The organism is Pseudomonas sp. FW300-N2F2 (assembly GCF_017351655.1).
GTDB classification, from domain to species: domain Bacteria; phylum Pseudomonadota; class Gammaproteobacteria; order Pseudomonadales; family Pseudomonadaceae; genus Aquipseudomonas; species Aquipseudomonas fluorescens_AA.
In genome coordinates this window covers 657,360-670,916 of record NZ_JACNDQ010000001.1, presented here as the reverse complement: position 1 = coordinate 670,916, position 13,557 = coordinate 657,360, and the positions used below count along the sequence as shown (strand labels likewise).

8 protein-coding genes are annotated in these 13,557 nt (G+C 63.8%); 6 read left to right on the top strand and 2 right to left on the bottom strand.

The window, feature by feature from the left end; genetic code table 11:
• Positions 1-226 precede the first annotated feature (226 nt).
• The 6 genes from J4E63_RS03115 (at position 227) to J4E63_RS03090 (ending at position 8,990) form a co-directional block, all read left to right on the top strand.
• The gene (locus J4E63_RS03115; protein WP_207281081.1) at positions 227-958 is read left to right on the top strand and encodes a GntR family transcriptional regulator; all 732 of its coding nucleotides are present in this window, start codon (positions 227-229) and stop codon (positions 956-958) included.
• An 18-nt stretch (positions 959-976) separates the two neighbouring features.
• Positions 977-2,083 (top strand): N-acetylglucosamine-6-phosphate deacetylase, encoded by a 1,107-nt coding sequence (nagA, locus tag J4E63_RS03110; RefSeq protein WP_060740821.1) that lies wholly within the window; start codon positions 977-979, stop codon positions 2,081-2,083.
• Positions 2,064-3,086, top strand: coding sequence for an SIS domain-containing protein (locus J4E63_RS03105; protein ID WP_207281080.1), 1,023 nt, complete (start codon positions 2,064-2,066; stop codon positions 3,084-3,086). The genes nagA and J4E63_RS03105 overlap by 20 nt, the downstream gene beginning before the upstream one ends.
• A gap of 41 nt (positions 3,087-3,127) precedes the next feature.
• Positions 3,128-5,641, top strand: a complete 2,514-nt coding sequence (gene ptsP, locus J4E63_RS03100; protein ID WP_207281079.1) for a phosphoenolpyruvate--protein phosphotransferase — start codon at positions 3,128-3,130, stop codon at positions 5,639-5,641.
• 34 nt (positions 5,642-5,675) lie between these two features.
• On the top strand, positions 5,676-7,391 hold the full coding sequence (gene nagE / locus J4E63_RS03095; protein WP_060740818.1) for an N-acetylglucosamine-specific PTS transporter subunit IIBC: 1,716 nt from the start codon (positions 5,676-5,678) through the stop codon (positions 7,389-7,391).
• A gap of 516 nt (positions 7,392-7,907) precedes the next feature.
• Entirely contained in the window at positions 7,908-8,990 is a 1,083-nt protein-coding gene (locus J4E63_RS03090; RefSeq protein WP_207281078.1) for a hypothetical protein, read from the top strand.
• Between the two features lie 236 nt (positions 8,991-9,226).
• Here the strand turns inward: J4E63_RS03090 and J4E63_RS03085 are convergent, their stop codons facing one another.
• A complete protein-coding gene (locus tag J4E63_RS03085) occupies positions 9,227-9,538 on the bottom strand; it encodes a YqfO family protein (protein ID WP_192262211.1) in 312 nt (103 codons plus the stop codon).
• Positions 9,539-9,542: 4 nt separating this feature from the next.
• Complete coding sequence (gene purL / locus J4E63_RS03080; protein WP_207281077.1) at positions 9,543-13,439, bottom strand: phosphoribosylformylglycinamidine synthase; 3,897 nt, start codon at positions 13,437-13,439, stop codon at positions 9,543-9,545.
• Positions 13,440-13,557 lie beyond the last annotated feature (118 nt).

The following is a 13,557-nucleotide window of genomic DNA, read 5'->3' as shown; positions in this document are numbered from 1 at the left end:
AATTACCTACAGATAAATACCAGTTCACTCAGTAGGCGTTGTCACAGTTGAAGATATTTACGTTCGAACCTCCACCCTCTAATACCACTTCAATCCCACCCCACCAAAACCCTCCAACAACCTCTATAAACCCCGGGAAAGTGGCGTTGACATGGTATTCAAGTGGTATTAGTTTCCATCCCACTTACCGAGCGACAACAACTCAATAACCGCATCGGACACCCGTATGAACGACATCCTGGCCCTGCGCCCTGACGACACCCAACCCACACCGCTGTACCTGCAATTGGCGCGTAACCTGGAGACGGCGATTCATGCCGGCCAGTGGAAAGCCGAGCAGGCGATGCCGTCCGAGCGCAGCTTGAGCGAGCAACTGGGCATTTCCCGAGTCACCGCCCGCAAGGCTTTGGAAGTGCTGTTCGGACAAGGCTTGATTCGCCGCAACCAGGGTTCGGGCACCTTTATCACCCCGCGCCTGGAACAGCCGCTGTCACGCCTCAGCGGCTTCAGCGAGATGCTGCGGCTCAAGGGCTTTGTGCCCGGTTCCCAATGGCTGGAACGGGAAATCACCCCGCCCACCCACGAAGAACTGATCCGCCTGGGCCTGTCGCCCACCGACAAAGTCGCGCGGCTCAAGCGTCTGCGCAAGGCCGACGACACGGTCATGGCCATTGAAATGAGCACCCTGCCCGCCTCGATCATTCCCAAGCCGCAAGCGGTGGGCGATTCCCTCTACGCATTTCTCGACGGCATCGGCAAGCCGGTGGTGCGCGCCCTGCAACACATCCAGGCCATCAACGCCTCGGACGAGTTCGCCGCCCTGGTGGGCATCGCCCCCGGCACCGCGATGCTGCTGATGACCCGGGTCGGCTACCTGGAAGACAACACCCCCATCGAAGTCACCGACACCTATTGCCGCAACGACTACTACGACTTTGTCGCAGAGCTGCGGCGCTAGACGAGCAGAGAATTTCCCATGTCCGAAGACAACATCCTCACCTGTGACGGCTGGGTTCGCGGCCGCCTGCTCCATGAGCACGGTAGAGTTGTGGCCATCGAAGGCCAGCCCTGCGATCCGGCGAGCAACGACCTGCCCTACCTGCTGCCCGGCTTTATCGACTTGCATGTCCACGGCGGCGGCGGCAAGGACATCATGCAAGGGGCTTCGGCGTTCGAGACCATCGCCCGCACCCACCTGCGTTTTGGCACCACCGCACTCTTGGCCACCACCATGACCGCGCCCAGCGAAGAGATCGCCAGCGTGCTGCAGGCCCTCGGCGAGTTCTGTGAGCAGCGTCCGAACGGCAGCGCCCGGGTCCTGGGCGTGCACTTGGAAGGCCCTTACATCAACCCCGGAAAACTCGGCGCGCAACCGAATTTCGCCCACACCGCGCTGCTGGCCGAGGTGGAGAGCTACCTGGCCCTGGCACCGATCCGGGTGATTACCATCGCCCCGGAAATCGCCGGCCATGATGCCTTGATCCGTGCCCTCAGCGCCCGAGGCGTGCGCATGCAGATCGGCCATACCCTGGGCAGCTACGAAGAAGGCGTCGCGGCGTTGGCGGCCGGGGCCAGCAGTTTCACCCATTTGTACAACGCCATGAGCCCGCTGCATCACCGCGAACCGGGGATCGTCGGCGCGGCCCTCGCCCATGCGCAATATGCCGAGTTGATCCCGGACTTGCTCCACGTGCACCCGGGCGCGATGCGCGTGGCCTTGCGTTCGATCCCGTGCCTGTATTGCGTCACCGACTCCACCGCCGCCGCCGGCATGCCCGACGGCGAATACAAGCTGGGCAGCCACACCGTGACCAAGTGCCTGGGCGGGGTGCGCCTGGCCGATGGCACCCTGGCCGGCAGCACCCTGACCATGGACCAGGCCCTGCGCAACCTGGTGAAAATCGGCCTGCCCATCGCCGAAGCCTCCCAGCGTCTGTCCCAGTTTCCCGCCGACTACCTCGGCCTGCCCGAGCGCGGCCGCCTGCAACCCGGCGCCTGGGCCGACTGCGTACGCCTTGACCGTTCCCTGACCCTGACCGACGTGATGGTCGAAGGAGAAGCCATTGACTTCCAAAATGCTTGAAGAGGCCCTGGCCTCCCATGAAGCGGTCGAGCGCCAGTTGCAGCGACTGGACCCGGCCCTCGAGGAAATAGCCGGACGCCTGCGCCGCCAGCCACCGCAAGTGGCAATGACTGTCGCCCGCGGCAGCTCCGATCACGCCGCCAGCTATTTCGCTTACCTGACCATGCAGCAACTGGGCATCCCGGTGGCCTCGCTGCCGATGTCGGTGGTGACCATGCAACAGGCGCCGCTGAAGGTCAGCGGCCAGGTGGCGTTCGGGTTTTCCCAGTCGGGACAGAGCCCGGACCTGGTGAACAGCCTGCGCCTGTTGCGAAAGCGTGGCGCCTTGAGCGTGGCCCTGGTCAATGCCACCGACTCGCCTCTGGAAGCCGCCTGTGAATTCAGCGTGCCGCTGTGTGCCGGCGTCGAGAGCAGCGTCGCCGCGACCAAGAGCTTCATTGCCACCCTCAGCGCCAGTGCGCGACTGGTGGCCCACTGGAAAGCTGACACCGAGTTGCTCGAAGCCGGCGGTGCCCTGCCCGAGGGCCTGCGCGAGGCCGCCCGCCAAGACTGGCACAGCGCTGTCGACGCCCTGCGCGACTGTCAGCGGTTGATGGTGATCGGCCGGGGCGCCGGGTTCGCCATCGCCCAGGAAGCAGCACTCAAGTTCAAGGAAACCTCGGCGATCCAGGCCGAAGCCTTCAGCAGTGCCGAAGTTCGCCACGGGCCCATGGCGCTGATCGACCATGACTACCCACTGCTGGTGTTCGCCCCGCGCGGTGCCGAACAGGCCGGCGTGTTGAGCCTGGCTGCGGACATGCGCCAGCGCGGTGCCCGGGTCCTGCTGGCGGCACCTGAGGACATTGTCGAACGCGACCTGACCTTGAGCCGCGCCGAACACCCGGCCCTGGACCCGATCCTGGCGATCCAGAGTTTCTACGCGATGGCCGCGAGCCTGGCCGTGGCCCGAGGCCTGGACCCGGACCAGCCACGGCACCTGAGCAAGGTCACCCGTACCCACTGATCCGACTGCTTTTCAAACAAGAGCCTGAAGAGAGCGAGCCCATGCCCAACAACAATAAAGAGCTGATCCTCAGCGCCCCCCTCAGCGGCCCGGTGCTCACCCTCGCCAATGTCCCGGACGCGGTGTTCGCCAGCGGCGCCATGGGCGATGGGATCGCCATCGACCCGCTGAACGACACCCTCTTCGCGCCATGCGACGCTGAAGTGATCCACGTCGCCCGCACCGGCCACGCCGTGACCCTGCGGGCCGACAATGGCGCCGAACTGCTGCTGCACCTGGGCCTGGATACGGTCGAGCTACAGGGCGAGGGGTTTTCCATGCTGGTCAAGGAAGGTGCACGGGTCAGCCATGGCCAGCCGCTGCTGCGTTATGACATGGATAAAGTGGCGCTGCGCAGCAAGAGCCTGGTCAGCCTGCTGGTCATCACCAACGGCGAACACTTCCAGGCGCGGCCCATCACACTCAAAGGGGTGAAGGTCGGCGAGCCGCTGCTGCATATTCTCGCCAAGGCCGTCGGTCAGGCGGAACATCACGACCAAGACGGTGGCATCGAAGTGTTCGGCCAGGTCCGCATCGCCCATCGTGGCGGTCTTCACGCCCGCCCGGCGGCGCTGGTGCGCCAGACCGCGCAAGGCTTCAAGAGCCGCTCGCAGCTGCACTTCAGCGGCAAGTCAGCCTCGTGCGACAGCGTAATGGGGATGATGGGGCTGGCCATCACCGAACAGGCGCAAGTGCACGTCAGTTGCCGGGGCAGCGATGCCGAGGCGGCGCTGCAAGCCTTGCTGACGACCTTATCCACAGCCCTGGTGGAGGAAGCCCATGCCAACGCGCCGCAGCCCGAACCACCACGGGCGAATGCCGAAGCGGGTGTGTTGCCCGGCGTATGTGCCGCGCCCGGGCTGGTGACTGGGCCGCTGGTTCGGTTGAGCGGTATTCAATTGCCGGAAGACACTGGCGGCCATGCCATCGAAGAGCAGCGACAACACCTGAATGAAGCCCTGGCCCAGGTCCGTGGCGAGATCCACCTCACGCTGAAGCACGCCCGGGCCAGGCAGCACCGCGATGAAGAGGCGATCTTCAGTGCTCACCTGGCGTTGCTGGAAGACCCGCTACTGCTGGATGCCGCCGACCTCTTCATCGAACAAGGCAGTGCCGCGCCCCACGCCTGGAGCCGCTCCATCGACGCGCAATGCCAGGTCCTGCAACAACTGGGCAGCACGCTGCTGGCCGAGCGCGCCAACGACTTGCGTGACTTGCGCCAGCGGGTCCTGCGGGTGTTGCTGGGCGAGGCCTGGCAGTTCGACGTCGCGGCGGGCGCCATCGTCGCCGCCCAGGAACTGACCCCGTCGGACCTGCTGCAACTCAGCGCCCAAGGCGTGGCCGGCGTGTGCATGGTCGAGGGCGGCGCGACGTCCCATGTGGCGATCCTGGCCCGAGGCAAAGGCCTGCCGTGCCTGGTGGCGCTGGGCGAGGCACTGCTTGCACAGGCGCCAGGGCAATCGGTGGTGCTGGACGCTGACGGTGGCCGCCTCGAACTGACACCAACCGCCGAGCGCCTGGCGCAGGTGCAGCAAGCACAGACCCGACGCACGGCCCTGCGCGCCCAACAACAGACCCTCGCCCACACGCCGGCGCGAACCGTCGATGGCGTGGAGGTTGAAGTCGCCGCTAACGTGGCCTCCAGCGCCGAAGCCGGAGAAAGCTTGGCCAACGGTGCCGATGGCGTTGGCTTGTTGCGCACCGAATTTCTCTTCGTCGACCGCCACACCGCCCCCGACGAAGAAGAACAGCGCCAGGCCTATCAAGCCGTACTCGAGGCCATGGGCGACAGGCCGGTGATCATTCGCACCATCGACGTGGGCGGTGACAAGCAACTGGACTACCTGCCCCTGCCGAGCGAAGCCAACCCGGTACTGGGCCTGCGCGGCATTCGCCTGGCCCAGGTGCGACCGGATCTGCTTGACCAGCAACTGCGCGCCTTGCTGCAAACCCGTCCGCTGGACCGCTGCCGGATCCTGTTGCCCATGGTCACCGAAGTCGACGAACTGCTGCACATCCGCAAACGCCTCGATGCCCTTGGCTCTGAACTGGGCCTGAGCGAACGCCCGCAACTGGGGGTGATGATCGAAGTGCCGGCCGCCGCGTTGCTGGCCGAACAATTGGCCGAACATGCGGATTTCCTGTCCATCGGCACCAACGACCTGTCGCAATACACCCTGGCCATGGACCGCGACCACGCCGGCCTCGCCGCCCGGGTCGATGCCTTGCACCCCGCGTTGCTGCGGCTGATCGCCCAGACCTGCGCCGGTGCCGCCAAGCACGGGCGTTGGGTCGGCGTGTGCGGGGCCCTGGCCTCGGACCCGTTGGCCACGCCTGTACTGATCGGCCTGGGTGTACGGGAACTGTCGGTCAGCCCGCCGCAGATCGGCGAAATCAAGGACCGCGTGCGCCACCTCGACGCCGCGCAGTGCGCTCGCTTGAGCAGCGAACTGCTGGACCTGGGCAGCGCACTCGCGGTACGCCGTGCCTGCCATCGACACTGGCCCTTGGGCTGAGCCACTTCGAAAAACAATATAAGGGAGAGACGCCATGTACCAGCATTTCATCGAAGGGCTGCAACGCCTCGGCCGGGCACTGATGCTGCCCATCGCGATCCTGCCCATCGCCGGCCTGTTGCTGCGCCTGGGCGACACCGATCTCTTGGACATCGCCATCATCCACGATGCCGGCCAGGCGATTTTCGCCAACCTGGCGATGATCTTCGCCATCGGCATCGCCGTGGGCTTCGCCCGGGACAACAACGGTACGGCGGGGTTGGCCGGGGCCATCGGCTACCTGGTGATGATCGCTACCCTGAAGGTGCTCGATGCCAGCATCAACATGGGCATGCTCGCCGGGATCATCAGCGGCCTGCTGGCGGGGGCGCTGTATAACCGCTTCAAGGACATCAAGTTGCCGGAGTACCTGGCGTTCTTTGGTGGCCGGCGCTTCGTGCCGATTGTCACCGGCTTCAGCGCCGTCGGGCTGGGCGTGGTGTTCGGCCTTATCTGGCCACCGATCCAGCAGGGTATCAACGGTTTCGGCGCCTTGCTGATGGAAAGCGGCAGTTTCGGCGCCTTCGTGTTCGGGGTGTTCAACCGATTGCTGATCGTTACCGGCCTGCACCACATCCTCAATAACATGGCCTGGTTCATCTTCGGCAGTTTCACCGACCCCGCCACCGGTGCGGTGGTCACCGGTGACCTGAGCCGTTATTTCGCCGGCGACCCCAAGGGTGGCCAGTTCATGACCGGCATGTTCCCGGTGATGCTCTTCGGCCTGCCCGCCGCGTGCCTGGCGATGTACCGCAATGCCTTGCCCCAGCGGCGCAAGGTCATGGGTGGGATCCTGCTGTCCATGGCGCTGACCTCGTTTCTGACCGGTGTCACCGAGCCGATCGAATTCGCCTTCATGTTCCTCGCGCCCTTGTTGTTCCTGGTCCACGCGCTGCTCACCGGTGTGTCGATGGCCGTGACCAATCTGCTGGGCATTCACCTGGGCTTTACCTTCTCCGGCGGCTTCATCGACATGGTCCTGGGCTGGGGCAAATCCACCAACGGCTGGTTGGTCGTCCCGGTGGGCCTGGCCTATGCGGCAATCTATTACCTAGTGTTCGACTTCTGCATCCGCCGCTTCGACCTGAAGACCCCGGGGCGTGAAGAGGTACCGGCAGGCGACAAACCGGCCATCGCCGAAAACCAGCGGGCCGCGGCCTACATCCAGGCCTTGGGCGGCGCTGACAACCTGATCACCATCGGTGCCTGCACCACGCGTTTGCGGCTGGACATGGTGGATCGCAACAAGGCCTCCGACGCCCAGCTCAAGGCCCTCGGCGCCATGGCCGTGGTGCGCCCCGGTAACGGCGGGAGCCTGCAGGTGGTGGTGGGGCCGATGGCCGACAGCATTGCCGATGAAATCCGCCTGGCGGTGCCCTCCTCCCTTCGCCCGGTCACCGCACCGGTGCCGAATGCCCCTGCACCGACAACGCCTGCCGCCCTTTCCAGCACTGAAGCGCAACAATGGCTGGACGCCCTCGGAGGCCAGGACAATGTCCTGCAACTCGAGTGCGTGGCGACGAGCCGGCTACGGGTGCGGCTGGCCGATGACAAGGGCTTGTCGGAAAGCCGGCTCAAAGGGTTGGGGTGTCAGGGTATGAGCTCGTTGGAGGATGGTGTCTGGCACTTGCTGCTGGGGGAGAAGGCGCCGCGGTTATGGCAGGCATTGGACGGCCTGGCGCATGGCCGCAAGGTCGATGCAGGGGCCTAGTGTTCTACCGGGATTTTTGTATTCGTCTTTCGATTTATCGCGAGCAAGCTCGCTCCCACAGTGGCTGGGTGTTGTTCACAAAACCTGTGATCGACACCTGCCTCCTGTGGGAGCGAGCTTGCTCGCGATGAGGCCGGTACTTATTGCATCAAGTCCGAGCCTGTACCCAACCGAAAAGTTATCTAGCGCGAACCCTCGACAAAACCCTCGATTAAAGGTCATCGTCCAAGAGCCAGAAACTGTCAGAAATAACAGGTAACGGATAATTCAGACCAGTAACAGCCAACAAACACATGCTGATATTCGCGGTCGCTTCCAACTGAGATGCTTGTTACAAAATAAGATCTTACAGCCCAGCACAGTCATCTATTCTCACTCTCACGCAGTGAACCGAGGCACACCCCAGCGTTGCCTTGGCACTGAGCAATCGACAATTAAACTGTCAATTCGAAGAATAGGTCGTAATGAAGTATGTGATTCGATTGGCATCCTCGTTTCAGGAGAGGTGTCCACATCATGAGTAGAAGCAGCGGTTTTATACGGGCGGCGACTGTCGCCATGGTATTGGCAGGCACCTGGCAAGCGAACCCCAATGCGTGGGCAACGACCCAGGACTCGGCGCAGAAGGATGAACCTTGGTACCAGGCCTGGCTCCAGGTCACGGCGGATCCCAGCGTGGATATCCGCAAGACCCAACCCTTATTGCGCTGGCGGACCGACCTGGACACGCTCTATCGGGGAGACACCACCAATCAAGGCCTCGAGGCCTTCCGGGACGGCTTGCTGCCCAAATCCGTGACCTTCCCCGAGGACACATGGATGTACAACTGGTTCAAGCACGGGGCCGGGGCCCAGCGCTCGGTCTACAGCAGTACCACGCGCAGCCAGCGTATCGCCCAGAGCTTCGCCAACGAATGGGTATTCGAATTCAAGGCCCCCCATGGCATCGACCAGCAGGAATCGGGGGGACCTATTATCGGCGAGGAAGAGATCAGCTACCCCGGCGGGGTCAAAGGGCACTTTATCAAGCAGGCCTGCAAGAAAACCGACCTGACCGATTGCATCGCCAACCCGGACTACCGTGAACCCTCCGGTCACGAGACGATGCTGGAAGTCGCAGCGACGCCCATCGATTGGAGCAAGATCACCCCGCCAGAAGGCCTGGCCTGGGTGACGAACAAAGAATCCCTCTGGGCGGTAGGCTCCTCGAGGATCAACCCAGTGCAAGGAGCGGACGCACTGGCCAGTGGGTTACGGGCAAAAAACTCGCAACCACCGGTCTTGCGCTGGGCGAGCAGCCCGGAGTCTCCTTCCATTCAATCGGTCGTCGTGGCGTTTCGTGACTATAGCGACGCCAAGATCTGGGCGGTCACGGAAGCGGCAAACGGCGGCTGGGTGTATGAGGTCAGGCCCAACAGTGTGGCGGTGGATCTGTCAGGGGAGTACACCGGCAACCGTCCAGGCGCCTTCGCATTCATCGGCGGTATCAAGGGCGGACTATTGATGAATGCCCGCCGGTTCGAGAAAGGTGTGGGCGAACCGGTCGAATGCATCGGCATCGAAAAAGAAGCCTGCCGCCTCGAAAACCGGCATCAATAGACGGGCCAGGAAGAGCCCATGTGGGAGCGAGCTTGCTCGCGATGACGGCGGCACATCCACCGTTTATGTAAGCTGACCTACCGCTATCGCGAGCAAGCTCGCTCCCACAGGGTGGACTGTGCCAAGCGCAAGTTCTGGGATTACTGGACCTGCCTGCGCTGGCGGACATGGTTTTAGCTCTTAAACAAAAAACCCGCTGATTGAATCAGCGGGTTCCTCATTCGACGAGCGAAGGATCAGAAATCCTCCAACCGCCACACTTCATACGCTGGCGTCTCGTAGGGATGACTTTGTTTCAGTGCCTTCACCACCCCACGAATCAGCTCATCGGCAACGACAAGCTCTACCTTCCACTCCTCGACCTGCTCGACCTGGCCCGCCTCGCCAATGAACGGTTGGCTGCCGTCCAACGGGCGAAACTGGCCCAGGCCCAACACTTGCCAGGCACAGTGGTCATAGTCGCCGATTCGCCCGCCACCGGCAGCGAATACGGCGTTTTTGACCTCGTCCACGTGACTGGCCGGGACGAAGAAGCAGAGCTTGTACACCGCCTCAGTTCACCCAGACGCGGGCGTTACGGAACATGCGCATCCAGGGCGCGTCTTCGTTCCAGTCGTCCGAACGCCACGAGTTCTGCACCGCGCGGAACACCCGCTCCGGGTGCGGCATCATGATCGTGACACGGCCGTCGCGGCTGGTCAGGCCGGTGATCCCGCGTGGCGAGCCGTTCGGGTTGGCCGGGTAGGTTTCGGTGACCTTGCCGTGGTTGTCGACAAACCGCAGCGACACGCAACCGGACAGGTCGGCTTCGAGCAGGGCTTCTTCGTTTTCGAATTCCGCATGGCCTTCGCCGTGGGCGATGGCGATCGGCATGCGCGAACCGGCCATGCCCTGCAGGAAGATCGAGTTCGACTCCTGGACCTGGACCATCGCCACGCGCGCTTCGAACTGCTCGGAACGGTTACGCACGAAGTGCGGCCAGAATTCGCTGCCCGGGATCAGCTCGTGCAGGTTGGACATCATCTGGCAACCGTTGCACACGCCGAGGGTGAAGCTGTCGTTACGCTCGAAGAAACCTTGGAACGCGTCGCGGGCGCGGCTGTTGAACAGCGCCGACTTGGCCCAGCCTTCACCGGCACCGAGCACGTCGCCGTAGGAGAAACCGCCGCAGGCGACCATGCCCTTGAAGTCGTTCAGGTCGACACGACCGGCCAGGATGTCGCTCATGTGCACGTCGATCGCGTTGAAACCGGCGCGGTCGAACGCTGCCGCCATCTCCACCTGGCCGTTGACGCCCTGCTCGCGCAGGACCGCCACTTGTGGGCGAATGCCTTTCTTGATGTAGGGCGCGGCCACGTCGAGGTTGACGTCGTAGCTGAGCTTGGCGCTCAGGCCCGGGTTGTCTTCTTCCAGCAGCGCGTCGAACTCCTGCTCGGCACACTCGGCGTTGTCGCGCAGGCGCTGGATCTGGTAGCTGGTTTCAGCCCACTGACGCTGCAACAGACTGCGCTGGCCTTCGAAGACGGTGTCGCCGTTGAAGGTGATGTTGATGTGGGCGTTGTTGATCGGCTGGCCGATCACCGAGACGCAATCGGCCAGGCCGGCGGCGCTGAACTGGGCGAGGATGTCCGGGGTGGCGTCCTGGCGAACCTGGATCACCGCACCCAGTTCTTCGTTGAACAGGATGGCCGGGATTTCAGCCGTGGACTCGGCCACGCTGTCGAGGGTCAGGCTCAGGCCACAGTGACCGGCGAAGGCCATTTCCACCACGGTGGTCAGCAAACCACCGTCAGAACGGTCGTGGTAGGCCAGCAGGTGACCGTCGGCGTTGAGGCCCTGGATGACGGCGAAGAACGCCTTCAGGTCTTCGGCATCGTCGACGTCCGGCGCTTGCGAACCGAGCTTGCCATGCACCTGGGCCAGGATCGAGGCGCCCATGCGGTTCTGGCCACGGCCCAGGTCGATCAGGATCAGGTCGGTGGTGCCCTTGTCCATGCGCAGTTGCGGGGTCAAGGTCTGGCGGATGTCGGTGACCGGGGCGAAACCGGTCACGATCAGCGACAACGGCGAGGTCACGCTCTTGTCCACGCCTTCGTCGTTCCAGCGCGTGGCCATGGACATGGAGTCCTTGCCCACCGGAATGGTGATGCCCAGCTCCGGGCACAGCTCCATGCCGACGGCCTTGACGGTGTCGTACAGGCGGGCATCTTCACCCGGGTGACCGGCGGCGGACATCCAGTTGGCCGACAGCTTGATGTCGGAAATCTTGCCGATGCGCGAAGCCGCGATGTTGGTCAGGGTCTCGCCGATCGCCATGCGGCCCGAGGCCGGGGCATCCAGCAGCGCCAGCGGCGTGCGCTCGCCCATCGCCATGGCTTCGCCGGTGTAGACGTCGAAGCTGGTGGCGGTCACGGCCACGTCGGCCACCGGCACCTGCCATGGGCCGACCATCTGGTCACGGGCCACGAGGCCGGTGATGGTGCGGTCGCCGATGGTGATCAGGAAGCTCTTGCTCGCCACGGCCGGGTGATGCAGCACGCGCTCGATGGACTCGGCGAGGTCGAGGGTCGACGGATCGAAATCATCGCCCAGCTCCGCTTCGCGAACCGCCGAACGGTGCATGCGCGGGGCCTTGCCCAGCAGCACTTCCAACGGCATGTCCACCGGGCTGTTGCCGAAGTGGCTGTCGGTGACGGTCAGTTGCGGCTCGGCAGTGGCTTCACCCACTACCGCGAACGGGCAGCGCTCGCGCTCGCAAATGGCCTGGAAGCGCTCGAAGTCGGCCGGGCCGACCGCCAGGACGTAACGTTCCTGGGATTCGTTGCTCCAGATTTCGTGCGGGGCCATGCCCGGCTCGTCGTTCGGAATGTTGCGCAGTTCGAAACGGCCACCGCGGCCGCCGTCGTTGACCAGTTCCGGGAAGGCGTTGGACAGGCCGCCCGCGCCGACGTCGTGGATGAAGCTGATGGGGTTGTGTTCACCCAACTGCCAGCAACGGTCGATGACTTCCTGGCAACGGCGTTCCATTTCCGGGTTTTCCCGCTGGACCGAGGCGAAGTCCAGGTCGGCCGAGCTGGTGCCGGTGGCCATGGAGGAAGCCGCGCCGCCACCCAGGCCGATCAGCATGGCCGGGCCGCCGAGGACGATCAGCTTGGAGCCGACCAGGATCTCGCCTTTCTGCACGTGTTCGGCGCGGATGTTGCCCATGCCGCCCGCGAGCATGATCGGCTTGTGGTAACCACGGACTTCCTCACCACGGGGGGTGGTGATGGACTGTTCGAAGGTACGGAAGTAGCCGGTCAGGGCCGGACGGCCGAATTCGTTGTTGAACGCCGCGCCCCCCAGGGGACCTTCGATCATGATGTCGAGGGCGTTGACGATACGCTCAGGCTTGCCGTAGGGCTTTTCCCACGGCTGTTCGAAGCCTGGGATCTGCAGGTTCGACACGGTGAAGCCGGTCAGGCCGGCCTTGGGCTTGGCACCGCGGCCGGTGGCGCCTTCGTCGCGGATCTCGCCACCGGAACCGGTGGACGCGCCCGGGAACGGCGCAATGGCGGTCGGGTGGTTGTGGGTCTCGACCTTCATCAGGATGTGCACCGGCTCCTGGACCGCACCGTACTGGCGGGTCTCAGGGTTCGGGTAGAAGCGACCGGCAACGTTGCCGACGATCACCGCGGCGTTGTCCTTGTAGGCCGACAGCACACCTTCGTTATGCATCTGATAGGTGTTCTTGATCATGCCGAACAGGCTTTTTTCCTGGCTCTGGCCGTCAATGTCCCAACTGGCGTTGAAGATCTTGTGGCGGCAGTGCTCGGAGTTGGCCTGGGCGAACATCATCAGTTCGATGTCGTGCGGGTTGCGTTTCAAACCCTGGAAGGCGGTGACCAGGTAATCGATCTCGTCTTCGGCCAGGGCCAGGCCCAGTTCGGCGTTGGCGTTTTCCAGTGCGGCACGGCCGCCGCCCAGTACGTCGATCGCCGTCAGCGGCTTGGGTTCGGCGTGGCTGAACAGACCGGCGGCCTGCTCCAGGTTGCCCAGCACGACCTGGGTCATGCGGTCATGCAGGCCTTCGGCGATCAACTGGGCCTCGGCCTCGCTGAACTCACCGGCGACATAAAAGGCAATGCCGCGCTCCAGGCGCTGGACCTTCGTCAGGCCGCAATTGCGGGCGATGTCGCTGGCCTTGCTCGACCATGGCGAAATGGTGCCGAAACGCGGCAGCACCAGGAACAGGCGACCGGCCGGCTCCTGGACAGGAACACTGGGGCCGTACTTCAGAAGGCGCGCGAGCACCTGCTGTTCGTCGCCGGTCAAACCGCCGGTGACTTCGGCGAAGTGAGCGAATTCAGCATACAAGCCACTGACAGCCGGAACCTTTTGGCTCAGTTGCTCAAGGAGTTTGCTGTGGCGAAAGGCAGAAAGGGCAGGAGCGCCGCGCAGGATCAACATCTTCGGGACAGCCTCGGGAAGGGGGTGTGCTTTGAGGCCGTGCATTCTAGCCTAAACCGCCGGCAACGGCACCCGAAACGGCACGCACGGTGCTGGCCGAATGTCGGTCTTTGCGCGT